Source organism: Kitasatospora sp. NPDC003701, from assembly GCF_053587085.1.
Window position 1 is genome coordinate 57614 of record NZ_JBSFNM010000038.1, and the last position, 24885, is coordinate 82498.

Here is a 24885-nt window from a genome sequence, read left to right on the forward strand (position 1 = left end):
GATGGCCTTCGCCCGTACCTGTTCCGTGGCCCTGGTCGGCGTCGACGGCGTGATCGTCGAGGTCCAGGCCGATCTGGAGCCGGGAGTCGCCGCGTTCACCCTGGTCGGCCTGCCCGACAAAGCCCTCTCCGAGGCCCGCGACCGGGTGCGCGCGGCCCTGGTGAACAGCGGTGAGGTCTGGCCCCAGCGCAAGCTCACCGTCGGGCTCAGCCCCGCCTCGGTGCCCAAGAGCGGCAGCGGCTTCGACCTCGCGGTGGCCTGCGCCGTCCTCGCCGCCGCCGAGCGGCTGGATCCATCGGCCATCGCGGACCTGCTGATCATCGGCGAGCTCGGGCTCGACGGGCGGGTGCGCCCGGTACGGGGCATCCTGCCGTCGGTGCTGGCCGCCGCCGACGCCGGCTACCAGCGGGTCGTGGTGGCCGAGCAGACCGCCGCCGAGGCCTCGCTCGTCCCGGGTGTCACCGTCATCGGCGTGCGCAGCCTGCGTCAGCTCGTCGCCGTGCTCACCGGCGCCCCCGAACCGGACGAGCCGCCCGACCCGATCAGCGGCCGCCCGGACCCTCTGATGGCCGGGCTGATGCTCCCCACCGCAGGGGTGCGCGGACTGCCCGACGACAGAGCCGCCCGGCTCGACCTGGCCGACGTGGCCGGCCAGTACGAGGCCCGGCGCGCACTGGAGATCGCCGCCGCAGGTGGTCACCACCTGTATCTGAAGGGCCCACCGGGTGCGGGCAAGACGATGCTGGCGGAGCGATTGCCGGCACTGCTGCCGCCGCTCACCCAGAAGGAGGCCCTGGAGGTCACCGCCGTGCACTCCGTGGCCGGGCTGCTCCCGGCCGGTCGGCCGCTGATCGGCTGCGCGCCGTACTGCGCCCCGCACCACTCCACCACCATGCCGGCGATCGTCGGCGGCGGTAGCGGCCTGCCCAGACCGGGTGCGGTCTCCTTGGCCCACCGGGGCGTGCTGTTCCTGGACGAGGCTCCGGAGTTTCCGGTCAGGGTGCTCGACGCGCTGCGTCAGCCGCTCGAATCGGGTGAGGTGGTGATCGCCCGGTCGGCCGGATCGCTCCGGCTGCCGGCCAGATTCCTGCTCTGCCTGGCCGCGAATCCCTGCCCTTGCGGGCGGTACTCGCGGCGGGGCGAGGGGTGCGAATGCACTCCGGCGATGGTCAGCCGGTACCAGGGGCGCCTGTCCGGGCCGCTGCTCGACCGGGTCGACCTCCAGGTCCAGGTCGCCCCGGTGACCAGGATCGAGCTGATGGAGCGGGACACCACGGCGGAGAACACCGCGACCGTCGCGGCCCGGGTGCTGGCCGCGCGGGAGCGTGCGGCGGCCCGGCTGGCACACACACCGTGGCGGACCAACGCCGAGGTGCCCGGCCATGAGCTGCGAACGCGCTGGCAGCTCGGGCCCAGTGCGCTGAACGACGCCGCGCGACAGCTGGAGCGCGGCCTGCTGACCGCCCGCGGCCTGGACCGGGTGCTCCGGGTCGCCTGGACGGTCGCGGATCTCGCCGGCCGCGACCGCCCGGAGCAGCGGGACGTGCGGACGGCGCTCGTGCTCCGCACCGGTGTCGAACAGGGGCTGCCGTTGGTCGAGCGTTCGTCCGGCCGGCTCGGCAGTGGACCGGTGCCGGAGACCGGGCCGAAGAGGGACCGGCTGCTCCGGGCCGGTCCACCCGACGCGACATCCGACCAGCGGCCGAGCGACAAGGAGATCTGATCGTGAACCAGACGATGAACCACCCTCAGCACCCCTCCGAAGCGGGCCAGGAGACCGGGCCCGAGCGCCGAGCCAGGGCGGCGTTGAGCAGACTCAGCGAACCCGGCGACGCCGTCCTGGGCCGGTGGCTCACCCAGCTCGCCGCCGTCGACGTCGTCCGGGCGATCCGGGACGGTACCGTCCCCGACCACCCGGGCCTGGACGCGGACCGGCTCGCCGCCTACCGGGCCAGGCTCGCCGGCGTCGATCCCGTCGCCGATCTGGAACGAGTACGAAGCGCCGGTGGACGCTTCATCATTCCGGGCGACACGGAATGGCCGAGCCAACTGGACGACCTGGGGGACGGCAGACCGCTCGGGCTCTGGGTGGTCGGGACGGGTTCGCTGCGGCTGCTCGCTCTTCGCTCGGTCGCGGTCGTCGGCGCGCGGGCCTGCACGGCCTACGGCGCGCACGTCGCGGGGGAGCTGTCGGCGCAACTGGCCGAACGGGGGTGGGTGGTGGTTTCCGGGGCGGCGTACGGGATCGATGCCTCCGCCCATCGGGGCGCGCTGGCCGTCGGGGGGATGAGCATCGGGGTCCTCGCCTGCGGGGTCGACGTGGCCTACCCGAGGGGCAACGCGCAGCTGATCCGCCGGATCGCCTCCCAGGGGCTGCTGCTGAGCGAGCTCCCACCGGGGGAGCACCCGAACCGGTTCCGGTTCGTGCTGCGCAATCGCGTGATCGCGGCACTCACCCGAGGCACGGTGGTGGTCGAGGCGGCGTTGCGCAGCGGGGCGCTGAGCACGGCCAGACGGGCCCGTGACCTCAACCGGCACACGATGGGTGTCGCCGGACCGGTGACGTCGGAGCTCTCCGCCGGGGTGCACGCCCTGATCCGCGGCGGCGCCACGCTGGTCACCGACGCGGCCGAGGTGGCCGAACTGATCGGGGCGATCGGTGACGATCTCGCGCCGCAGCGCAGCGGGCCGGTGCTGCCGAGGGACCTCCTGGAGCCGGTCGTGGCGCGAGTGCTGGAGGCCGTGCCGGCCACGGCGGAGGGCGCGCCGGTGGAGCGCTTGGCCCGGCAGTCGGGGCTCCCGCCGGACGAAGTGCTCCAGCGCCTCTACGAGTTGGGGTCGCTCGGTTTCGTGGAGCGGCACGGTGCCCACTGGCGGTTGGTGCGGGGCAGGTGACCGGACGGGGCGGATCAGGACGAATCGGGGCGCGCCCGGGATGTGGAGGCCGGCGGGTGACGGCGAGGTGGGTCGGTGGCCAAGGCGTTCACCCCCCGGCGCGGGGCTGCGACGACACGAACGCCACCGGATCGGGGGACGACCGAGTGGCGGTAGCACATTGCAGTGAGTCGGTCACGCTACGCTCGCCATGCCTTCCCTATCAGCACATGACTCGGCAGAACGGCGCAGACCAACGCATGCCCACACACATTCCCGGACACAGAGTGACCGGTGGCGCCCGGTCCTCGGGAGGGCCGCGGACCGAGCGGCGCCCCGTGACCGAGTTCCCGCCCAAGGCGACGGGTGCGATGGGGGCCCTGGCCCGGCAGGGTGGCCGACCGGCGCACACCGGCGCGTACGCCGGTCGGCCGGACGAGCCCGGCACACCTGATCCCTCCGAAGAAGCCGGTACGCCCGAAGACGCCGGTACGACCGAAGCAGCCGGTGCGCCCGAGACGGCCGCCGGACCCGCCACCCCAGAAGCTCCCGCCACCCCCGAAGCGCCGGGTGTCCCCGGACCGGTCCAGGGCGAGGGCAAGGGGAAGGTCCCGGCGCCCGCGCCCGTCGAGACACCGGCGCCCCGGCGGGAGCCCGGCGGCCATGAACGCACAGCACTGGAAGCGCTCTGGCGCTCCTACAAGGAGACGGGTGACCAGCGGCTGCGGGAGCAGCTGATCCTGCACTACTCACCACTCGTCAAATACGTGGCGGGCCGGGTCGGGGTCGGATTGCCCTCCAACGTCGAGCAGGCCGACTTCGTCTCCTCGGGTGTCTTCGGGCTGATCGACGCGATCGAGAAGTTCGACATCGATCGGGCCATCAAGTTCGAGACCTACGCCATCAGCCGGATCCGCGGCGCGATCATCGACGAGCTGCGGGCGCTGGACTGGATCCCGCGCTCGGTGCGGCAGAAGGCTAAGGCGGTCGAGCGGACGTACGCGACGCTGGAGGCCCGGCTGCGCCGCACTCCGCACGAACCGGAGGTCGCGGCCGAGATGGGCATCGCGATCGAGGACCTGCACGCGATCTTCAGCCAGCTCTCCCTCGCCAACGTGGTGGCGCTGGACGAGCTGCTCCACCCGGTGGGCGAGGGCGGCGACCGGCCGAGCCTGGGCGACACCCTGGAGGACCGCGGCGCGGACAACCCCGTGGAGGTGGCCGAGGACCGGGAGCTGCGCAGGCTGCTGGCACAGGCGATCAACACCCTGCCCGAGCGGGAGAAGACCGTCGTGACGCTCTACTACTACGAGGGCCTCACCCTCGCGGAGATCGGACAGGTGCTGGGGGTGACGGAGAGCCGGGTCAGCCAGATCCACACCAAGTCGGTGCTGCAGTTGCGAGCCAAGCTGTCGGACATCCGGTAGCCCCCTTCTGCGGCCCCTCGGCGCCCCGCCGCGTCCCTGTCATGCGCGGCGCCGTATCGGTGGCGTGTAGGGCTCCGTACAGTGGGACAGTGCCGAAGATCCGAGCGGCCACTCTGGCCGAGCACCGACAGCTGCAGCGCGCAGCCCTCCTCGATGCTGCCCGCAGCCTGCTCACCGAGGGGGGAATGGATGCCCTGACCTTCCCCGCGCTCGCGGCGCGCACCGGGTTGGCGCGCTCCTCGGTCTACGAGTACTTCCGTTCCCGCGCCGCCGTGGTCGAGCTGCTCTGCGAGGTCGACTTCCCGCTCTGGGCGGCCGAGATCGAGGCCGGGATGGAGAGCTGCGACACCGCGGCGGCCCGGATCGAGGCCTATGTCCGGGGCCAGCTCGCGCTGGCCGGGGATCCTCGGCACCGGGCGGTGGCGGCGATCTCGGCGCTGGAACTCGACGAGGCGGCCCGGGAACGGATCCGGGCCGCGCACGGCAAGCTCGTCGGCCTGGTGGTCCAGGCCCTCCAGGACCTCGGTCACGAGCAGCCGCGGCTGGCGGCCGGCCTGCTCCAGGGGATCGTGGAAGCCGCTGTCCGGCAGGCCGAGCAGCGGGCCGCCGGCGGCCCGGCCGAGAGCCCGGACGTGATCGCGGACGCCGCTGTCGCGCTCGCCCTGCACGGCCTGGGCGGGAGCTGACCCGGGGCGGTCTCACCGCCCCCGCCCGAGCGGGAGCAGCCGGGCCGCACCGGCGCCGAACAGCGCGAGGGGATCGAGGTACCGGTCACCTCGCAGCAGCCCCCAGTGCAGGCAGTCGCGGCCCGCGCAGTGGGTGGCACCCGGGGCTAGCCGCCCGATCACCTCACCGGCCGTGACGCCGGTGCCTGCGGCGATGATCCCGGTGACGGGCAGATAGGTGGTCCGCAGCGGTGGGGTGCCGGAGGCCGGGTGCGTGACGGTGACCACCGGTCGGCCCGCCACCAGGCCGGAGAACGTGACCACCCCGGGGGCCGCCGACCGGACGTCCGAGCCGCCGACGGCGGCGAGATCCACGCCCCGATGCCCGGCGGCCCACGGCTTGGCCGGTGCCTCGAACCGCTTGATCAGCCCACCCGGACCGCCCACCGGCCAGACCCTCCCGGGCCCGGCGCCAACACCGGCGCCAACACCGGCGCCAACACCCGTATCGGCGCCGGTACCGGTGCCGTCCGTGCTTCCGACCCCACCGCCGGCGGCGTCACGCGGGCCTCCAACAGCCCCCGCCGCCCCCGTGACCTCCGCGGCGTGGCCCACCGGCCCCGGCAGGACGGTCAGCAGGAGGGCCGTCACCGCCAGCAGGGCGAGCAGTAGCAGCCGATGGTTGCGCCCGGGCCCGGGCCCGAGCGGCGGGGGCAGCGCCAGCGCGACGAGCCGGCCCCCGCCGTCGCGCGACGCCCCGGCCGCTGTACCGGCGAAGGGACGAGAGGGGCCGGAGGAAGTTGACCGGGTGACGGCACCGAGGGCAGTTGTCATGCCGCCGAGGCTCCCCGCAGCACGCGGGTCCGACCATCCCCGTCCCGATTTCTGTGGATAACCGCCCCCTGTGGACAGCCGCCGTCCCTCCAACGGGTGACGCGCCCCGGGCGGGGCTGCCGCCGTCGCTCCGTGAGCCCGGCGCCGCGGCCCGGAGCACCTTCACCACCCCGCCCCATCAGCCGCCCCGCGGAGCACCCCGCCGACCACTCACCGAGCACCCCGCCGACCACCCCGCCGACCACTCACCGACCGCCCCACCGGCCGTCCCACCCGCCTCCCAGCCGAGCTCCGGTCCCTGTGGAGTCGCCCGCTGCTCGGCGCTTCCCGTACACTTCACACGCGACCCGGTCCGCCGGGTCGACTTCGCACGCCCCGCCACCGGTGGACGGATGCGGCTCAGCCGCCGCCCCCGCCTGGTGCGAGTGCCGCTCGGTCCGCCGAGCCCGAACCGGTCCTGGGACCGCTCGGGCCGAAGCGGCTCGGCACGTTCGGGGCGTCAGGCGTGGCTGTCACCTGGCTGCCACGGACAAAACCGAGCCTGACCCGGCCGTACGCAGACGCCGAGCGGGGAGCGCCACCGCGCGATCCACGACGTCGACTGCGCGGGAGCCGGGCGCAACACCTTAGGAGTACGGCTATGGCCGTCGTCACGATGCGGGAGCTGCTGGAGAGCGGCGTCCACTTCGGTCACCAGACCCGCCGCTGGAACCCGAAGATGAAGCGCTTCATCATCACCGAGCGCAACGGCATCTACATCATCGACCTCCTGCAGTCGCTGAACTACATCGACCGCGCCTTCGAGTTCATCAAGGAGACCGTTGCCCACGGCGGCAGCGTCCTCTTCGTCGGCACGAAGAAGCAGGCCCAGGAGGCCATCGCCGAGCAGGCCACCCGCGTGGGCATGCCCTACGTGAACCAGCGCTGGCTCGGCGGCATGCTGACCAACTTCTCGACCGTCTACAAGCGTCTGCAGCGCCTCAAGGAGCTCGGCGAGCTGGACTTCTCGGACGTGGCCGGCTCCGGCCTCACCAAGAAGGAGCTCCTGGTCCTCCAGCGCGAGCACGACAAGCTGGAGAAGACCCTCGGTGGTATCCGCGACATGCAGCGCGTTCCCAGCGCTGTCTGGATCGTGGACACCAAGAAGGAGCACATCGCGGTCGGCGAGGCCCGGAAGCTCAACATCCCGGTCGTCGCCATCCTCGACACCAACTGCGACCCCGACGAGGTCGACTACAAGATCCCGGGCAATGACGACGCGATCCGCTCCGTCACCCTGCTGACCCGTGTGATCGCCGACGCCGTCGCCGAGGGCCTGAAGTCCCGCGCGGGTGTCGCCAAGGGCGACGCCAAGGTCGAGCCGGGTGCCGACCAGCCGCTGGCCGACTGGGAGAAGGACATCCTCGAGGGCGAGAAGAAGGCTGAGGAGGCCCCCGCCGCCGAGGCTGCCGCCGAGGTCGAGGCCCCCGCCGCCGAGGCCCCGGTCGCCGAGGCTCCGGCCGCTGACGAGGCTCCGGCCGAGCAGGCCTGACGTACCAAGGGTGAGGGGCACCCGCCGGTACGACACCGGTAGGTGCCCCTCTCTCCCGCGCCGGAGCCGAACCATCGGCTCCGGCGCAACTCCACGCAGACACGCGAGACGCGAGAAGAGATTCACACCATGGCGAACTTCACCGCCGCGGACGTCAAGAAGCTCCGTGAGCTCACCGGCGCCGGCATGATGGACTGCAAGAAGGCTCTGGACGAGGCCGAGGGCAACGTCGACAAGGCCGTCGAGCTCCTGCGCATCAAGGGCCAGAAGGGCGTCGCCAAGCGCGAGGGCCGTGACGCCTCCAACGGCGCCGTCGCCGCGCTGATCGCCGAGGACAAGAAGTCCGGCGTTCTGGTCGAGCTGAACTGCGAGACCGACTTCGTCGCCAAGGGTGACAACTTCGTCAAGGTCGCCGACGCGATCGCCGCCCACGTCGCCGCCACCGCCCCGGCCGACCTGGAGGCCGCGCTGGCCTCCGAGATCGAGGCCGGCAAGACCGTCCAGCAGTTCGTGGACGAGGCCAACGCGACCCTGGGCGAGAAGATCGTCTTCCGTCGCTTCGCCCAGTTCTCCGGTGACGGCTTCGTCGCGGTCTACCTGCACAAGACCAGCCCCGACCTGCCGCCGGCCGTCGGCGTCCTGGTCGAGCTGGACAAGGAGAACGCCGAGGTCGCCAAGGACGTCGCGCAGCACATCGCCGCCTTCGCGCCGAAGTACCTCTCCCGCGAGGAGATCCCGGCCGAGGAGCTCGAGAACGAGCGCCGCGTCGCCGAGGCCACCGCTCGCGAGGAGGGCAAGCCGGAGGCCGCCCTGCCGAAGATCGTCGAGGGTCGCGTCACCGGCTTCGTGAAGGAGAACTCCGTCCTGGAGCAGGCCTTCGCCAAGGACAACAAGAAGAGCGTCGCCAAGGTTCTCGAGGAGAACGGCGTCGCCCTCAAGCGCTTCGCCCGCTTCCGCGTCGGCGCCTGAGCCACGTTCCACCGGACTCCCGGCACGCTTAGGCTGGGAACCGCCCCCGCCCGCTGACCAGGGCGGGAGGGACGCGCCGAACGGGCTCACCCAGCGTCATCCGTCTATGGGCGGGCCGCGTCGGCACCATGAACGACGAGGAGGCCATTGCCGTGCAGGACACCGTACCGGTTCCCGCGGCAGTGGCCTCCTCGCGTGTACGCGCAGGTCGGGGATCCGCACACCCGCGCCTGTGAACCAGTAGGTGTAGAAGGAGAAGTCCATGCAGGAGACGCAGGAGACCGCACAGGACCCCCAGGCCGGCTCGCCCCGCCGGGTGCTGCTGAAGCTGTCCGGTGAGGCATTCGCCGGTGGTGGCGGGCTCGGCGTCGACCCGGACGTCGTGCACGCGATCGCCCGTGAGATCGCCACGGTCGTCCGTGCCGGTACCGAGGTCGCGGTGGTCATCGGTGGTGGCAACTTCTTCCGCGGCGCCGAGCTGCAGGTGCGCGGCATGGACCGGGCCCGCTCCGACTACATGGGCATGCTCGGCACCGTGATGAACTGCCTGGCGCTGCAGGACTTCCTGGTCAAGGAGGGCATCGAGACCCGGGTCCAGACCGCGATCACCATGGGCCAGGTCGCCGAGCCGTACCTGCCGCTGCGCGCCGTCCGGCACCTGGAGAAGGGCCGTGTGGTGATCTTCGGTGCGGGTATGGGCATGCCCTACTTCTCCACCGACACCACGGCCGTCCAGCGCGCGCTGGAGATCCACGCGGACGTGCTGCTGATGGGCAAGAACGGCGTGGACGGCGTCTACGACTCCGACCCCCGGACCAACCCGGACGCGGTCAAGTTCGACGCGCTGGAGTACTCCGAGGTCATCGCGCGCGATCTCAAGGTCGCCGACCTCACCGCGATCACGCTGTGCAAGGACAACAACCTCCCGATGCTCGTCTTCGAGCTGCTGGCGGAGGGCAATATCGCGCGTGCGGTGAAGAGTGAGAAGATCGGCACACTCATCAGCCAGGATTCTGTCCGGGCCTGAGCAGCAATCAGCCGTACGGGACGGCGCCGGCACCGTGTTCGGCGGCCGCCACACCGCGACCGGCTTCGAGGCCGACACCGGTCGGGACAACAGCAGATGAACCGGACAGGGAGTACACAGTGATCGAAGAGACCCTCCTCGAGGCCGAGGAGAAGATGGAGAAGGCTGTCGAGGTCGCCAAGAACGACTTCGCCGCCATCCGGACCGGCCGTGCGCACCCGGCGATGTTCGCCAAGATCGTGGCCGAGTACTACGGTGCCGTGACGCCGATCAACCAGCTGGCCTCCTTCTCCGTGCCGGAGCCGCGGATGGCGGTCGTCGCGCCGTTCGACAAGACCGCGCTGAAGGCCATCGAGCAGGCGATCCGCGACTCCGACCTCGGTGTCAACCCGTCCAACGACGGGTCCATCATCCGGGTGGTGCTTCCCGAGCTCACCGAGGAGCGCCGCCGCGAGTACATCAAGGTCGCCCGCGGCAAGGGCGAGGACGCCAAGGTCTCGATCCGCTCCGTGCGCCGCAAGGCCAAGGACGCCATCGACAAGCTGGTCAAGGACGGCGAGATCGGCGAGGACGACGGCCGCCGCGCGGAGAAGGAGCTCGACGACACCACGGCCAAGTACGTGGCCGCCGTCGACGAGCTGCTGAAGCACAAGGAAGCCGAGCTGCTCGAAGTCTGATGAACGACGCCCCTGACGCCCCTGGCTACTGGGGCCCATCCGACCAGCAGTACCAGCAGTACCAGCCGCACCCCCCGTACCGGCCCGCGCACGCGCCGCAGCCGGCCGCACCGGGCGCTGCGGGTGACCCCGGCCACCGAACGGGTCACTCGCAGCAGCCTCCGGTGTACTGGGGCGGTGACGCGGAGGAGACTCAGGTCATGCCCCCCGTACCGGCCGACCCAGGGCCCGACCCCGCCGAGGGGCCGACCCGGGAGGCCGGGCGGCTGAGCGGCCCGCTGTTCCGGGACGAGCAGCCCCGGACGGCGGTGCCGGGTGCGGCGGAGACGGTCGTGCTGCGCGCGATCACCGACGACGTCGCCCCCACCCCCACCCCCGGCCGCGGCGGTCCGCCGTACCCGGGGGTCCCGGCGTACCCCGCGCCTCCGCAGAGCCACCCGGCGGCCGGGCAGCCCCACCCTGTGCCGTTGTCCCACCCAGGGCAGGAGACACCCGTGGCCCAGCCCGACCCGCAGCCGCAGCCGCGCAAGCAGCGCGGCGGTCGCAACCTCCAGGCCGCGATAGGCGTGGGCGTCGGCCTCGGCGCGGTGATCATCGCCTCGCTGTTCGTGGTGAAGGCGCTGTTCCTGTTCGTGGTGATGGCGGCCGTGTCGGTCGGGATCTGGGAGCTGACCAGCCGACTGGCCGAGCGCAAGGAGATCAAGGCGCCGCTGGTCCCGCTGGTCGCGGGCGGCATCGCGATGATCGCCACCGGTTACTGGGCCGGGGTCCAGTGGGCGGCGGCCTCGCTGGCGCTGACCGGGCTGGCGGTGATGGTCTGGCGGATGGCCGAGCCGCCGGAGAACTACCTGCGCGACATAACGGCGGGGATCTTCACCGCCTTCTACGTGCCGTTCCTGGCCACCTTCGTGGCGATGATGCTGGCGGCGGACGACGGCCCGCAGCGGATCGTGCTGTTCCTGATCGTCACCGTCTGCAGCGACACCGGCGCCTACGCGGTGGGCTACAAGTTCGGGAAGAACAAGCTGGCCCCGACGATCAGCCCCGGTAAGACCCGTGAGGGCCTGGCCGGCGGCATCGGCCTGTCGATGCTGGCGGGCGCACTGCTGATGCAGCTGATCATCGACGACGGCAGCTGGTGGCAGGGCCTGATCCTGGGCGGCTGCGCGGCGGTCGTCGCGACCCTGGGCGACCTGGGCGAGTCGATGATCAAGCGCGACCTCGGCATCAAGGACATGGGCACGCTGCTTCCCGGCCACGGCGGCATCATGGACCGGCTGGACTCGCTCCTGCCGACCGCCCCCGTGGTGTGGCTGCTGCTGGCGGCCTTCGTCGGCAGCTGACCGCCCGCGCCGCGCGCTCGGAGCCGTGAGGACCGGGCCGCGACGGCCGGCCGGACCGCGACGGTGAGTGAGGGCCCCGGACGCCAGGCGTCCGGGGCCCTTCGCCGTCTGCCGAGGTCCGAACGTCTGCGACACTGGATGAACCATGCCTAAGCCCGGAGAACTCACCTTTGTCGCGCCGCGTGGCGCCAAGCCCCCGCGACACCTCGCCGACCTGAGCCCCGCCGAGCGCAAGGAGGCCGTCGCCGAGCTGGGCGAGCAGCCGTTCCGCGCGAAGCAGCTCTCCAACCACTACTTCGGCCGGATGTCGAACGACCCGGCGAGCTGGACGGACATCCCCGCCGCCAGCCGGGAGAAGCTCACCGAGAGCCTGCTCCCCGAGCTGATGTCGGTGGTGCGGCACGTCTCGTGCGACGACGACACCACCCGCAAGACGCTCTGGAAGCTGTTCGACGGCACGCTCGTCGAGTCCGTGCTGATGCGCTACCCGGACCGGGTCACCATGTGCATCAGCTCGCAGGCCGGCTGCGGCATGAACTGCCCGTTCTGCGCGACCGGCCAGGCCGGGCTGACCCGCAACCTCTCCACCGCCGAGATCGTCGAGCAGATCGCGGCCGGGATGCGCGCGCTCAAGGCGGGCGAGATCCCGGGCGGCGAGGCCCGTCTCTCCAACGTGGTCTTCATGGGCATGGGCGAGCCGCTGGCGAACTACAACCGGGTGCTGGCCTCGATCCGGCGGCTCACCGACCCGGCGCCGGAGGGCTTCGGCCTCTCCCAGCGCGGCATCACCGTCTCCACCGTGGGCCTCGTCCCGGCGATGAACCGACTCGCCGACGAGGGCCTCTCCTGCCGTCTGGCGCTGTCGCTGCACGCCCCGGACGACGAGCTGCGCGACGAGCTGGTGCCGGTCAACACCCGTTGGAAGGTCGACGAGGTCCTCGACGCGGCGTGGAACTACGCCGAGAAGTCCGGTCGCCGGATCTCCATCGAGTACGCGCTGATCAAGGACATCAACGACCAGGCGTGGCGGGCGGACCTGCTCGGCCGGCTGATCAAGAACCACCGGGTGCACGTCAACCTGATCCCGCTGAACCCGACGCCGGGTTCCAAGTGGACGGCCTCCCGGCCCGAGGACGAGCGCGAGTTCGTCCGCCGGCTGCAGGCGCACGGCGTGCCCACCACCGTCCGCGACACCCGCGGCCAGGAGATCGACGGCGCCTGCGGCCAGCTCGCCGCAGCGGGCTGAGGCACCGGAAGGACCGGGGCCCGTCAGCGGGCCCCGGTCCGGTTCGGCGCGGGCCGGTTCAGCGCAGGCCGGCCGCCGCGAGAGCGGCGGTCAGCCCGCCGGTGACCAGCAGGACGGTGCCGACCGCCAGGGTCCGCAGGGCCACCGCGCCGAACAGCAGCCGGGGCGCGGTACCGATCCGCAGCAGCACGCCGGCGACGTCCCGGCGGGCGGTGCGGAGTTCGGCCAGCCGGGCCGCCACGGCGGCCGCCGCGCAGGTCAGGACCAGGCAGGCCTCGACGGCGGGCAGGGTGTCGGCGCTGCCGGGTGCCCCGGTCCAGTAGCGGATGGTGGTGAGGACCACCGCGACCGCCAGGGTCAGGACGGCCAGCGGCGGTCCGAGCCGGCGGGCCTGCGCGGTCAGGCCCCGCCCGGCGAGCAGCCGCAGCGGGGTCGGCCGGCCGACGGCGAGCAGCAGCCCGGTCCAGGACAGCAGCGGCCCGGTGAGCAGGGCGAGGCCGACGGCGCTCGCGGCCCAGCCGCCGAGGGCGGCGGTGCTGGTGCTGCCGAGCCCGGCCGGCAGGTGGATCGGGCGGCCGTCGGCGGCGGCGCCCGGGCGCAGCGCGATGAGTTCGAGGGCGAGGCCGATCACGGCCAGTCCGGTCGGCAGGGCGATCCGCAGCGGGCCGAAGCCGGTCGGCGCGGACTGCCGCCCGCCGGGCAGGGTCTCGGCGATCGGCACGGCGCCGGCGGCCGCGATCCCGGCGGTGATCGGGACCAGCGCGATCAGGGTGACCGGTGCGGCGGCCGGCAGCGGCAGACCCATGCCGACCTCCTGGGCGAGCGAGGGGCCGGCGATGTCGTTGCGCAGGACCAGGAAGATCAGCAGGGTCAGCGCGGAGCCGAGGGTGCAGGCGAGCGCGACCTCGCCGGCGATCATGGCCCGGATCCGGGTGGAGCCGGCCCCGGCCGCGGTGAGGCCGGCGATCCGCTCGGGGCGCCGGGCCGGCACCGCGCGGGCGGCCACGGCGGCGAACCAGGCGACCGCGGCCAGCGGCGGCAGGCACCAGAGCAGGCGGGCGACCGCGTCGGTGCCGCCCACCGGGTCGCTCATCGCCCGGCCGAGGGCTCGCAGCAGGAAGGCGGCGACGACCGCGCCGGCCAGCGCGGTCAGCAGCCAGCGGCCGAGGTCGGGCACCCGGTAGCCCCGGGCCAGACGGAGATAGAACACGTCGACTCTTTCAGCGGCGGGGCGGCGTCATCGGCGCGTGGCCGACACGGCGGACGCTCCGGTGGCTCCCGGCGCGGCGGCGGCCCCGGCGGGTCCGGGCGTGCCGCGCGGGACGGGGGCGGCGGGGGCGGCCAGCCGTCCGTCGACCAGGGCGACGGCGCGGTCCGCGTACCGGACGAGCTCGGGGTCGTGGGTGGCCAGGACGAGGGTGAGCTGGTGCGAGCGGGCCGCGCTGGTCAGTATCCGCAGGACCTGTTCGGCGGCCTCGCGGTGCAGCGGGGCGGTGGGGTCGTCGGCGAAGACGACCGGCGGCAGTGGGGCCAGCGCGCGGGCGACGGCGATCCGCTGGCGCTGGCTCTGGAGCAGCCGGTCGGGCCGCAGCCGGGCGATGTCGCCGATGTCGAGCCGCTCCAGCCACTCGGCGGCGGCGGTGTACGCGGCCTTGTTGCCGGCACCGGCCAGCAGCAGGGGCAGGGCGACGTTCTCCCGGGCGGTCAGCTCGGGCACCAGGTGCGGTTCGGAGCCGACGAAGCCGAAGCGGTCGCGGCGCAGCCGCTCGCGGCCGGCCCGGCCGAGGGTGTGGACGGGGGCGCTGTTGAACCAGACCTCGCCCTCGTCGACCGGGATGAGGGCGGAGAGACAGCCGAGCAGCGTGCTCTTGCCGGAGCCGCGCGGGCCGGTGACGGCCAGTACCTCGCCCTCGCGGACGCCGAGCGAGATACCGCGCAGGGCGGGGGTGCCGTGATGGGACTTGACGATCCCCCGGGCCCACAGCACGTCGTTGTCAGGCGGGGCCGCTGACATGAGGTTCCATCCTGGGTGGCCGCAGGGATATGACAGTCGTCAGATTAGAACGATCGGGACCGGGTGCGGGTGCGGCGCACTGGCCCATCAGGGGCAAATCACCCGTAATCAGGCGTGTTTGGTCGGAGGGATCGTGCAGGAAACACCGAAGGGCGGCCCCGCGGGAAGCGGGACCGCCCTTCGGCGGAGGGTGGGGAAGAAAGATCAGGTCGTCAGATCTTGGCCCACGCGTCGGTGAGGCTGGTCCGCAGGATCTGCTCGATCTCGTCGAAGGTCGACTGGTCGGAGATCAGCGGCGGGGCCAGCTGGACGACCGGGTCGCCACGGTCGTCGGCACGGCAGTACAGGCCGTTGTCGAAGAGGGCCTTCGACAGGAAGCCGTAGAGCACGCGCTCGACCTCGTCGTCGTTGAACGACTCCTTGGTGACCTTGTCCTTCACGAGCTCGATGCCGTAGAAGTACCCGTTGCCGCGGACGTCGCCGACGATCGGCAGGTCGCGCAGCTTGTTCAGGGTGCCGAGGAAGTTCGCCTCGTTGTCCAGCACGTGCTGGTTCAGGCCCTCGCGCTCGAAGATGTCGAGGTTGGCCAGCGCCACCGCGGAGGAGACCGGGTGGCCACCGAAGGTGTAGCCGTGCAGGAAGGTGTTGTCACCCTTGTAGAACGGCTCGGCCAGGCGGTCCGAGATGATCGTGGCGCCGATCGGGGAGTAGCCCGAGGTCATGCCCTTGGCGCAGGTGATCATGTCGGGCTGGTAGCCGAACTTGTCGGCGCCGAACATGGTGCCCAGGCGGCCGAAGGCGCAGATGACCTCGTCCGAGACCAGCAGCACGTCGTGGCGGTCGCAGATCTCGCGCAGGCGCTGGAAGTACCCGGGCGGCGGCGGGAAGCAGCCGCCGGCGTTCTGGACCGGCTCGACGAAGACGGCGGCGACGGTCTCGGCGCCCTCGTTGAGGATCGCGACCTCGATCTCGTCGGCGCACCAGCGGCCGTAGGCCTCGGGGTCGACCGTGCCGTCGGGGCCTTCGAGGAAGGCCGGGGCGCGGTAGATGTTGGTGTTCGGCGCCTTGTGGGTGCCCGGTACCAGCGGCTCGAACGGGGCCTTCAGGCCCGGCAGGCCGGTGATGGACAGGGCGCCCTGCGGGGTGCCGTGGTAGGCGACCGCGCGCGAGATGACCTTGTACTTGGTGGGCTTGCCGGTCAGCTTGAAGTACTGCTTGGCAAGCTTCCACGCGGTCTCGACGGCCTCGCCGCCACCGGTGGAGAAGAACACCTTGTTCAGGTCGCCCGGGGCGTAGTTGGCCAGGCGCTCGGCCAGCTCGACGGCCTTCGGGTGGGCGTAGCTCCACACCGGGAAGAAGGCGAGCTCCTTGGCCTGCTTGGCGGCGGCCTCGGCGAGCTCGACGCGGCCGTGGCCGGCCTGCACCACGAACAGGCCGGAGAGGCCGTCGATGTACTTCCGGCCCTTGTCGTCCCAGATGTAGGTGCCCTCGCCCCTGGCGATCGTCGGCACGGGGGAGTTCTCGTACGACGACATGCGGGTGAAGTGCATCCACAGGTGGTCGTAGGCGGTCTTGGAAAGGTCCTTCTGCGCCGGGTCGGCTGTCATCGGGTGCCCCAGGTGTAGGTCTGTTTCCGGAGCTTCAGGTAAACGAAGCTCTCGGTGCTCCGCACGCCGGGAAGCGCGCGGATGCGCTTGTTGATCATTTCGAGCAGGTGCTCGTCGTCCTCGCAGACCAGTTCGGCCAGGAGATCGAACGAGCCTGCGGTGCAGACGACGTAGTCGACCTCGTCGAGGGCGGCCAACGCGTCGGCGACGGGTTCGATGTCGCCCTCGACCCGGATTCCGACCATCGCCTGGCGGGTGAAGCCGACGGTGAGCGGGTCCGTGACGGCGACGATCTGCATCACGCCTTGGTCGAGCAGCTTCTGGACGCGCTGCCGTACGGCCGCCTCGGACAGGCCGACGGCCTTGCCGATGGCGGCGTACGGGCGTCGCCCGTCCTCCTGGAGCTGCTCGATGATCGCCTTGGAGGCGGCGTCGAGGGGAACGCTGGCGTTCCGGTCGCGGTTGGCCACGCCGCAACTGTGCCTGATCGTTCCTCTGTTCGCAAGCGCGGGACCTGCTGATTTCGTCGTGATCTTGGAAATCACGTACGGATTTCATCGCGTCATGGGAGTTGTCCTGTCGATACCGGCAGTCATACGGCTACCCTGGTCCGGTACGCGCGCGGCTTCGCAGCGCAGCGCGCGTTCCCCCGAACAGTGGACCGCGCCGTGTCCGGCCCGGCCACTCGGCGCCCTTCGTCCGTCGGACGTGCCGACGTACCATGGCGCCGGAATCTGCAACGCCGCAGGCCCAGACCGAGGAGAGACCCGTGAGCGACCTTCGCACGCTGCGCAACTACATCAACGGTGAGTTCGTCGATGCGGCGGACGGCCGCACGCTCGACATCGTGGACCCCACCACCGGCGAGGTCTACGCGACGTCCCCGCTGTCCGGCGCCTCCGACGTGGACGCCGCCATGGCCTCCGCCGCCGCCGCCTTCCCGGTCTGGCGCGACGCCACCCCGAGCACCCGCCAGAAGCTGCTCCTCAAGATCGCCGACGCGGTCGAGGCGCGTGCCGACGAGATCGTGGACGCCGAGGTCCGCAACACCGGCAAGCCCCGCGCGCTGACCCTCTCCGAGGAGATCGGCCCGATGGTGGACCAGATCCGCTTCTTCGCCGGTGCCGCCCGCCTGCTGGAGGGCAAGGCCGCGGGCGAGTACATGGACGGGATGACCTCGATCATCCGCCGCGAGCCGGTCGGCGTCTGCGCCCAGGTCGCGCCGTGGAACTACCCGATGATGATGGCCGTCTGGAAGTTCGCCCCGGCCATCGCCGCGGGCAACACCGTCGTGCTGAAGCCGTCGGACACCACCCCGGCCTCCACCGTGCTGCTGGCCGAGATCATCGGCGGCATCCTCAAGGACCTGGACCTCCCGGCCGGCGTCTTCAACGTGATCTGCGGCGACCGCGAGACCGGCCAGGCCATGGTCGAGCACCCCACCCCGGCGATGGCCTCCATCACGGGCTCGGTGCGCGCCGGCATCTCGGTCGCCGAGTCGGCCGCCAAGGACGTCAAGCGCGTCCACCTGGAGCTGGGCGGCAAGGCCCCGGTCGTGGTCTTCGAGGACGCGGACATCGCCGAGGCCGTCGAGGGCATCTCGGTCGCGGGCTTCTTCAACGCCGGCCAGGACTGTACGGCCGCCACCCGCGTGCTGGTGCACGAGTCGATCCACGACGCCTTCGTCGAGGCGCTGGCCAAGGCCGCGGCCGAGACCAAGACCGGTGGCGTGGACGACGAGGACGTGCTCTACGGCCCGCTGAACAACGCCAACCAGCTGAAGCAGGTCACCGGCTTCATCGACCGCCTGCCGTCGCACGCCAAGGTCGAGGCCGGCGGCCACCGGGTCGGCGACAAGGGCTACTTCTACGCCCCGACCGTCGTCTCCGGGCTGAACCAGGACGACGAGATCATCCAGAACGAGGTCTTCGGCCCGGTCATCACCGTGCAGAAGTTCTCCGACGAGGACCAGGCCGTCGGCTACGCCAACGGCGTCGAGTACGCGCTGGCCTCCTCGGTGTGGACCAAGGACCACGCCCGCGCCATGCGGATGTCGCGCCGCCTGGACTTCGGCTGCGTCTGGATCAACACCCACATCCCGCTGGTCGCCGAGATGCCGCACGGCGGTTTCAAGAAGTCCGGCTACGGCAAGGACCTCTCCTCCTACGGGTTCGAGGACTACACCCGGGTGAAGCACGTCATGACCGCGCTCTGAGCGGGTCGTGACCGTCGGGTGCCGTATGACCGCGCTCTGAGCGGCTCCGGCAGTGCGCGAGTGATCATTCAGTAGGACGTCGGGCCCGGGTCGGGAGTGACCCGGGCCCGACGTCTTGTCATCCTGTCGGCCGTTCGTGTGACCGCCTGACAGGATGAACCTGCACGTGGGCACCGGGACTCCCTAGCCTTGCCGCATGAGCATCCCCACCGCTGACTCAGCTGCCGGCCAGGCCGTCAAGGCCGCCGACCGCGCGCACGTCTTCCACTCGTGGTCCGCCCAGGCGCTGATCGACCCCCTCGCGGTGGCCGGCGCCGAGGGCTCGTACTTCTGGGACTACGACGGCAACCGCTACCTCGACTTCTCCTCGCAGCTGGTGAACACCAACATCGGGCACCAGCACCCGAAGGTGGTCGCCGCGATCCAGGAGCAGGCCGCGAAGCTCTGCACCATCGCCCCCGGCTTCGCCGTCGAGTCCCGCAGCGAGGCCGCCCGGCTGATCGCCGAGCGCACCCCCGGGGACCTCGACAAGATCTTCTTCACCAACGGCGGCGCCGAGGCCAACGAGAACGCCATCCGGCTGGCCCGGCTGCACACCGGGCGGCAGAAGGTCATGGCGACCTACCGCTCGTACCACGGCGCCACCGCCAACGCGATCGCCCTCACCGGCGACCCGCGCCGCTGGGCCAACGAGACCGGCGTCTCCGGCGTCGTGCACTTCTGGGGCCCGTACGCCTACCGCTCCAACTTCCACGCCGAGAACGAGGCGCAGGAGTGCGAGCGCGCGCTGCAGCACCTGGAGCAGGTGATCGCGTTCGAGGGCCCGGGCACGGTCGCGGCGATCATCCTGGAGACGGTGGTCGGCACCGCGGGCATCCTGATCCCGCCGCCGGGCTACCTGGCCGGGGTGCGCGAGATCTGCGACCGCTACGGCATCGTCTTCATCCTGGACGAGGTGATGGCCGGTTTCGGCCGCACCGGCGCGTGGTTCGCCGCCGACCACTGGGGTGTCACCCCGGACCTGCTGACCTTCGCCAAGGGCGTCAACTCCGGCTACGTCCCGCTGGGCGGGGTGGCGATCAACGCGGAGATCGCCGCGACCTTCGCCGAGCGGCCGTTCCCCGGCGGGCTCACCTACTCGGGCCACCCGCTGGCCTGCGCCTCGGCCGTCGCCACCATCAACGCGATGGCGGAGGAGGGCATCGTCGAGAACGCCGCGCACATCGGCGAGAACGTGATCGGTCCGGGCCTGCGCGAGCTGGCCGAGCGCCACCCGTCGATCGGCGAGGTGCGCGGGCTCGGGGTGTTCTGGGCGCTGGACCTGGTCAAGGACCGGGCCACCCGCGAGCCGCTGGTGCCGTACAACGCGGCCGGCCCCGCCAACGCGCCGATGGCCGAACTGGCCGCCGCCTGCAAGAAGCGCGGGCTCTGGCCGTTCGTCAACATGAACCGTTTCCACGTCGTTCCGCCGTGCACCGTCACGGAGGAGGAGGCCAAGGCCGGTCTCGCGGTGCTCGACGAGGTGCTCTCGCTGACCGACGAGCACACTGTCTGACGATCAGGCCGCCTGACGACGTACCAGACCCGACAGGACGGCCCCGGGTGCCCGCGCGCGCCCGGGGCCGTCCCATGCCCCGGAGGCCCATTTTGCCCCGCACCACCCTCACCCGCCGCAGCGTGCTCGGCACCGCCGGGCTGATCGGCGTCGGAACCCTGACCGGCTGCGGCATCCCGTCCGCCTACGTGGCCGAGGACCGCCGCTCCGCCCCCGACCGCTCGGAGAGCGAGAAGCGGCTGGCCTTCTCCAACTGGACGCAGTACATCGACGTCGACGACGACGGCGGCCGCCCGACCCTGGACGCCTTCACCGAGCGGACCGGGATCAAGGTCACCTACACCGAGGACATCAACGACAACGACGAGTTCTTCGGGAAGATCGGCCCGGTGCTCACCCAGGGCACCGACCCCGGCCGCGACCTCATGGTGGTCAGCGACTGGATGGCCGGCCGCTACGTCTCGCTCGGCTGGGTGCAGGCCATGGACCGGGCCAACCTGCCCAACGTCACCGCCCAGTTGGATCCGCAGCTGGCCAACCCGGCCTTCGACCCCGGGCGTCGGCGCAGCGTTCCGTGGCAGTCCGGGATCACCGGCATCGCCTACAACCGCAAGGAGCTGGGCCGCGAGATCAGGTCCACCGCCGACCTCTGGGCCCCCGACCTCAAGGGCCGGGTCACCCTGTTCGCCGGGCTGGACGAGGCGCTCGGCCTGCTGATGCTCGGCCACGGCGCCGACATCGCGGCCTTCACCGAGGACGACGCGCACCGGGCGATGGACCTGGTGCAGAAGATGGTCGACGGACGGCACGTCCGCCGCTTCACCGGCAACGACTACACCAGCGACCTGGCCTCCGGGGCCGCGCTGGCCTGCCAGGCCTACTCCGGTGACGCCGTCCAGCTCACCGCCGAGAACCCGGACATCGCCTTCGTGGTGCCCGAGGAGGGCGGCGAGCTCTGGGCGGAGAGCCTGCTGATCCCCAACCGGGCGACCCACAAGCGGAACGCCGAGCTGTTGATCGACCACTACTACCAGCCCGAGGTCGCCGCCGAACTGGCCGCCGCCGTGCAGTACATCTGCCCGGTGCCGGCCGCCCGCGAGGTGCTGGCGGCCAGCGGGGACAAGGAGAAGGCCGAGCTGGCGGAGCACCCGCTGCTCTTCCCCACCGACGAGATGCGGGCTCGGTTGCACACCATGCGCGACGTCACCTCCGCCGAGCGTCCCGGCCTGCACAAGGTCTGGGGCCGGATCACCGGGGTGTAGCGGGGCGGGCCCGGCGGGACCGGTGCCTCAGCGCCGGACGGCGTCCAGCGCGAGCAGGGCGACGTGCAGCGAGAGGCAGGACTCGACCTGGTCGAGGTCGACACCGAGGATCCGCTCGACCTTGTGCAGCCGGTCGTAGAAGGACGGCCGGGACAGGTGCGCGGCATCGGCCGCCGCGGACTTGTTCCGGCCCTGCTCCAGGTAGATCCGCAGCATCTGCACCAACTGGGCGTTGTGCTCGGCGTCGTAGGCGAGCAGCGGGCCCAGCTCGCGCTCCACGTAGGTCTGCAGCCGGGCGTCGTCGCGCAGCAGGTGCAGCAGGCCGCGGAGCCGGACGTCGGGCAGCCGGTAGTACGCGGCCGCCCGCCCCCCGGGGGCGTCGTGCAGCGCGGCGTCGGCGACCTGGGTGGCCTCCAGCAGGGTGCGCCGGGCGTCGCGGACCGAGCCGACCGAGGAGCCGGCCGCGACCACCGGTGCCGGGGCGGGGGCGGCGTCCCGGTTGGCCTCCGCCGTCAGCCGGCGCAGCGCCGCGGCGAAGGCGTCCAGTGCGGCGTGCTCGTCCTGCTGGGCGCCGAGCGCGATCAGCACCCCCACGCCCTCGTCGTCCAGCGCGCCCACGAGGGCGGAGAGCCGGCAGCTGCGGATCGCGGTGGCCGCCAGCTCGGTGAAGTCGCGCAGCCGGGCCTGCGCCTCCAGGGCGGCCGGGATCGGCCCGCGCCGCTGCCGCAGCACCACCCCGACCAGTCGCCGGCCCTCCAGCGGCACGCCGAGCGCCTGGGCGCGCAGCGCCACCTCGGAGACGGTCAGGGCGTGGGTGAGGATGCCGGCGAGCAGGGTGCGGTGGGTCTGCCGCTCCAGGCTCTCGCGGTCCCGGACCACCAGCCGGTTGAGGGCGAGGGCGGAGGCGCCGCGCTCCAGCAGCATGGTGTGCGGATGCGCGGTGCCCTCGGGCAGCGGCCCCGGATCGGCGACCAGGACGAGCCGGCCCCAGTCCTGGCCCCGGGCGCCGACCGTGGTGACCAGCCAGCCGCTGCGCGGGTCGTGGCCGGTGCGGCCGGCCGGACGGACCCCGCGCGAGCGGCGCTCCCAGTCCTCCAGCAGCTCGGTCTCGGGCCGGCCCGCGGTGTCGTGCGCCAGCACCTGGTGGGCGAGGTTCTCCAGGACGACGGGCCCGCCCGCCATCCGGGCCACCTGGCGGACCACCTCGGCCGGCTCGGCGCCCTCCACCACCAGCTCGTTGAAGACCTGGTGGACCGCTTCCGAGGTGCGCAGCTGCTCCAGCTGGGCGTTGACCACCAGGGCGTGCACGGCCTCGGTGACGGCGACGAAGCGCAGCTCGCGGCGGAGCGCGATCAGCGGCAGGCCGCGCTGCTCGGCGGCGTGCACCAGGGCGCGCGGCAGCGAGTCGAAGTAGCGCCGGCCGAACTCGATGACGAGGCCGGCCACGCCGACCTCGTCCAGCTCGCGCACGTACCGGGCCAGTCCCTCGCGGTCCTCGGGCAGCGCGATGCCGGTGGTCAGCACCAGCTCGCCGCCCTGGAGCACACCGGCGACATCGGGCAGTTCGCTGACGTGGACCCAGCGGACCGGGCGCTCCAGGTGGTCGGTGCCGGCGACGACCTGGGGGAGGCCGCGCCGCATCACCTCCAGGTCGAGCACACGGGCGACGGTGGGGAGCATCGCGGGCCTCCAGGGTTCAGAGTGTCAGGTAAATCATCGCTCCCGGCGACGATCTGTTGCCCTGGGGGAACCCTTGCACCCTGTAAGGCCCTGTGCGCCTAGCTTTCCGGGGTGACCCTTGTCACGCCAGGGCGGCAAAGGGCATGGTCAGCGGGTCGGCTGTGGCGAAAGACGGCACAACCGTGGGAATCCGTCGCGTAACCGGAAAGCAACAGCAGGATCCCTTGCCGGGGTAACGCGGGGCTGTCAGGATCGCGGATCCCGGTGATCGACCGGACCGGATTCCCCCGTACCGCAGACGCGGCGACTCGACCAGTCGTACGACGCCGGTGCGGTCCCCTGCCCGCCGGCCCGTGCAGCATGGCGGAATCAGGCGCTCCCACGCCTTGCGGGCAGTCGAACCACCGGCACTTGGAGGAACCCAGATGGACCTGACCGACTTCGGCGCGGGCGCGCAGTACATCGCCGGCCGGCAGAGCCGGGGGAGCGGCGACCCCTTCCAGGTCGTCAACCCGGCGGACGGCAGTGTGGTCGAGCAGATCTCCCTCGCCTCCACCGAGCAGGTGGACGCCGCCGTGGCCGCCGCCCGTGCCGCGCTGCCCGAGTGGGCCGGCGCCACCCCCGGAGCCCGCTCGGAGGCGCTGACCAGGCTGGCCGCCGTCCTCACCGAGGCCGGTGCCGACCTCGCCCGGGTGGAGACCGCGCAGACCGGCAAGCCGGTCAAGCTCTCCACCGAGTTCGACGTCCCCGGCACCATCGACAACGCCGCGTTCTTCGCGGGAGCCGCCCGCAACCTGGAGGGCAAGGCGGCCGGCGAGTACTCCGGGGACCACACCTCGTACGTGCGGCGCGAGCCGATCGGCGTGGTCGGCTCGATCTCGCCGTGGAACTACCCGCTCCAGATGGCCGCCTGGAAGATCCTCCCGGCGATCGCGGCGGGCAACACCATCGTCCTCAAGCCGGCCGAGCTGACCCCGCTGACCTCGGTGATGTTCGCCCGGGCCTGCACCGCGGCCGGCATCCCGGACGGTGTGGTCAACGTGGTCACCGGCGCCGGGCGCACCGCGGGCGAGCGCCTGGTCGCGCACCCGGACGTCGCGATGGTCTCCTTCACCGGCTCCACCCCGGTCGGCCGACGGGTCGCCGAACTCGCCACCGCGACCGTCAAGCGCACCCACCTGGAGCTGGGCGGCAAGGCCCCGTTCGTGGTCTTCGACGACGCCGACCTGGACGCCGCCGTGCACGGCGCGGTCGCCGCCTCGCTGATCAACGGCGGCCAGGACTGCACCGCCGCCACCCGCGCCTACGTGCAGCGTCCGCTCTACGACGCCTTCGTGGCGGGGGTCGCCGAGCTCTACGGCGCGATCCGGCTCGGCGACCCGCTGAACCCGCGGACCGACCTCGGCCCGCTGGTCTCCTACGCCCACCGCGACCGGGTGGCCGGCTTCGTCGAGCGCGCCCGCGGGTACGGCGCCACCGTCGTGACCGGCGGCCGCGCCCCCGAGAAGGGCCACGACGGCACCGACCTCACCCGCGGCGCCTACTACCTGCCCACCCTCGTCACCGACGCGGCGCAGGACAGCGAGATCGTCCAGGGCGAGATCTTCGGCCCGGTCCTGGTCGTGCTGCCCTTCGACGGTGACGACGAGGGGCTGCGGCTGGCCAACGACACCCCGTACGGCCTGGCCGCCTCGGCCTGGACGAGCAACGTGCACCGCTCGCTGCGCGCCACCCGGGAGATCGCGGCCGGCTGTGTCTGGGTCAACGACCACATCCCGATCATCAGCGAGATGCCGCACGGCGGCTACAAGTCCTCCGGCTACGGCAAGGACATGTCGCAGTACTCGCTGGACGAGTACACCCAGGTCAAGCACGTCATGTTCGACACCACGGCGGTGGCCCGCAAGGACTGGCACCGCACCGTCTTCGGAGACAGATAACCCCTTCCAGGGGCGTTCC

The 24885-nt window shown here is 72.1% G+C and carries 19 protein-coding genes and 1 pseudogene; 14 read left to right on the forward strand and 6 right to left on the reverse strand.

The annotated features are described in order from the left end of the window. Nucleotide 1 precedes the first annotated feature (1 nt). The 4 genes and pseudogenes from ACWDRR_RS29235 (at nucleotide 2) to ACWDRR_RS29250 (ending at nucleotide 4987) form a co-directional block, all read left to right on the forward strand. The gene (locus tag ACWDRR_RS29235) at nucleotides 2-1723 is read left to right on the forward strand and encodes a YifB family Mg chelatase-like AAA ATPase (RefSeq protein WP_449775238.1); all 1722 of its coding nucleotides are present in this window, start codon (nucleotides 2-4) and stop codon (nucleotides 1721-1723) included. A gap of 2 nt (nucleotides 1724-1725) precedes the next feature. Next, nucleotides 1726-2895 carry a DNA-processing protein DprA gene (gene dprA, locus ACWDRR_RS29240; RefSeq protein WP_449775239.1) on the forward strand — a complete coding sequence of 390 codons (1170 nt, stop codon included), beginning with the start codon at nucleotides 1726-1728 and terminating at the stop codon, nucleotides 2893-2895. A 551-nt stretch (nucleotides 2896-3446) separates the two neighbouring features. After that, a pseudogene (gene whiG / locus ACWDRR_RS29245) lies at nucleotides 3447-4301 on the forward strand (RNA polymerase sigma factor WhiG); the annotation flags it as partial. A 113-nt stretch (nucleotides 4302-4414) separates the two neighbouring features. Further along, on the forward strand, nucleotides 4415-4987 hold the full coding sequence (locus ACWDRR_RS29250) for a TetR/AcrR family transcriptional regulator (RefSeq protein ID WP_449775261.1): 573 nt from the start codon (nucleotides 4415-4417) through the stop codon (nucleotides 4985-4987). A 12-nt stretch (nucleotides 4988-4999) separates the two neighbouring features. On the opposite strand, the gene ACWDRR_RS29255 is transcribed toward ACWDRR_RS29250, so the two are convergent. Beyond that, nucleotides 5000-5800: a M23 family metallopeptidase gene (locus ACWDRR_RS29255; RefSeq protein ID WP_449775240.1), complete on the reverse strand. Its 801-nt coding sequence runs from the start codon at nucleotides 5798-5800 to the stop codon at nucleotides 5000-5002. A gap of 640 nt (nucleotides 5801-6440) precedes the next feature. Here ACWDRR_RS29255 and rpsB point away from each other — a divergent pair. The 6 genes from rpsB (at nucleotide 6441) to rlmN (ending at nucleotide 12593) form a co-directional block, all read left to right on the forward strand. Beyond that, on the forward strand, nucleotides 6441-7331 hold the full coding sequence (gene rpsB, locus ACWDRR_RS29260; RefSeq protein WP_449775241.1) for a 30S ribosomal protein S2: 891 nt from the start codon (nucleotides 6441-6443) through the stop codon (nucleotides 7329-7331). 129 nt (nucleotides 7332-7460) lie between these two features. Next, entirely contained in the window at nucleotides 7461-8300 is an 840-nt protein-coding gene (gene tsf, locus ACWDRR_RS29265; protein ID WP_449775242.1) for a translation elongation factor Ts, read from the forward strand. 262 nt (nucleotides 8301-8562) lie between these two features. After that, complete coding sequence (pyrH, locus tag ACWDRR_RS29270; RefSeq protein ID WP_329489781.1) at nucleotides 8563-9327, forward strand: UMP kinase; 765 nt, start codon at nucleotides 8563-8565, stop codon at nucleotides 9325-9327. Between the two features lie 119 nt (nucleotides 9328-9446). Beyond that, on the forward strand, nucleotides 9447-10004 hold the full coding sequence (gene frr / locus ACWDRR_RS29275; protein WP_387889369.1) for a ribosome recycling factor: 558 nt from the start codon (nucleotides 9447-9449) through the stop codon (nucleotides 10002-10004). A 200-nt stretch (nucleotides 10005-10204) separates the two neighbouring features. Next, complete coding sequence (locus tag ACWDRR_RS29280; RefSeq protein ID WP_449775243.1) at nucleotides 10205-11347, forward strand: phosphatidate cytidylyltransferase; 1143 nt, start codon at nucleotides 10205-10207, stop codon at nucleotides 11345-11347. Nucleotides 11348-11492: 145 nt separating this feature from the next. Further along, nucleotides 11493-12593 carry a 23S rRNA (adenine(2503)-C(2))-methyltransferase RlmN gene (gene rlmN / locus ACWDRR_RS29285; RefSeq protein ID WP_449775244.1) on the forward strand — a complete coding sequence of 367 codons (1101 nt, stop codon included), beginning with the start codon at nucleotides 11493-11495 and terminating at the stop codon, nucleotides 12591-12593. 58 nt (nucleotides 12594-12651) lie between these two features. Here rlmN and ACWDRR_RS29290 read toward each other — a convergent pair whose 3' ends face one another. The 4 genes from ACWDRR_RS29290 to ACWDRR_RS29305 all read right to left on the reverse strand — a co-directional run bounded on the left by ACWDRR_RS29290 (nucleotide 12652) and on the right by ACWDRR_RS29305 (nucleotide 16684). Then, complete coding sequence (locus ACWDRR_RS29290; protein WP_449775245.1) at nucleotides 12652-13803, reverse strand: hypothetical protein; 1152 nt, start codon at nucleotides 13801-13803, stop codon at nucleotides 12652-12654. Between the two features lie 27 nt (nucleotides 13804-13830). After that, nucleotides 13831-14607, reverse strand: coding sequence for an ABC transporter ATP-binding protein (locus ACWDRR_RS29295; RefSeq protein WP_449775246.1), 777 nt, complete (start codon nucleotides 14605-14607; stop codon nucleotides 13831-13833). Nucleotides 14608-14819: 212 nt separating this feature from the next. After that, nucleotides 14820-16214 carry an aspartate aminotransferase family protein gene (locus ACWDRR_RS29300; protein ID WP_329489787.1) on the reverse strand — a complete coding sequence of 465 codons (1395 nt, stop codon included), beginning with the start codon at nucleotides 16212-16214 and terminating at the stop codon, nucleotides 14820-14822. After that, nucleotides 16211-16684: an Lrp/AsnC family transcriptional regulator gene (locus tag ACWDRR_RS29305; protein ID WP_030306695.1), complete on the reverse strand. Its 474-nt coding sequence runs from the start codon at nucleotides 16682-16684 to the stop codon at nucleotides 16211-16213. The genes ACWDRR_RS29300 and ACWDRR_RS29305 overlap by 4 nt, the downstream gene beginning before the upstream one ends. A gap of 251 nt (nucleotides 16685-16935) precedes the next feature. Here ACWDRR_RS29305 and ACWDRR_RS29310 point away from each other — a divergent pair, with 251 nt between their 5' ends. From ACWDRR_RS29310 to ACWDRR_RS29320, 3 genes are all read left to right on the forward strand, one after another. Further along, complete coding sequence (locus ACWDRR_RS29310; RefSeq protein ID WP_449775247.1) at nucleotides 16936-18429, forward strand: gamma-aminobutyraldehyde dehydrogenase; 1494 nt, start codon at nucleotides 16936-16938, stop codon at nucleotides 18427-18429. Nucleotides 18430-18625: 196 nt separating this feature from the next. Then, nucleotides 18626-19984, forward strand: a complete 1359-nt coding sequence (locus tag ACWDRR_RS29315; RefSeq protein WP_449775248.1) for an aminotransferase class III-fold pyridoxal phosphate-dependent enzyme — start codon at nucleotides 18626-18628, stop codon at nucleotides 19982-19984. 74 nt (nucleotides 19985-20058) lie between these two features. Next, on the forward strand, nucleotides 20059-21246 hold the full coding sequence (locus ACWDRR_RS29320) for a polyamine ABC transporter substrate-binding protein (protein WP_449775262.1): 1188 nt from the start codon (nucleotides 20059-20061) through the stop codon (nucleotides 21244-21246). Nucleotides 21247-21273: 27 nt separating this feature from the next. Here ACWDRR_RS29320 and ACWDRR_RS29325 read toward each other — a convergent pair whose 3' ends face one another. Beyond that, on the reverse strand, nucleotides 21274-22926 hold the full coding sequence (locus ACWDRR_RS29325) for a PucR family transcriptional regulator (protein WP_449775249.1): 1653 nt from the start codon (nucleotides 22924-22926) through the stop codon (nucleotides 21274-21276). Between the two features lie 425 nt (nucleotides 22927-23351). On the opposite strand from ACWDRR_RS29325, the gene ACWDRR_RS29330 reads away from it, so the two are divergent. Continuing rightward, entirely contained in the window at nucleotides 23352-24866 is a 1515-nt protein-coding gene (locus ACWDRR_RS29330) for a gamma-aminobutyraldehyde dehydrogenase (protein ID WP_449775250.1), read from the forward strand. Nucleotides 24867-24885 lie beyond the last annotated feature (19 nt).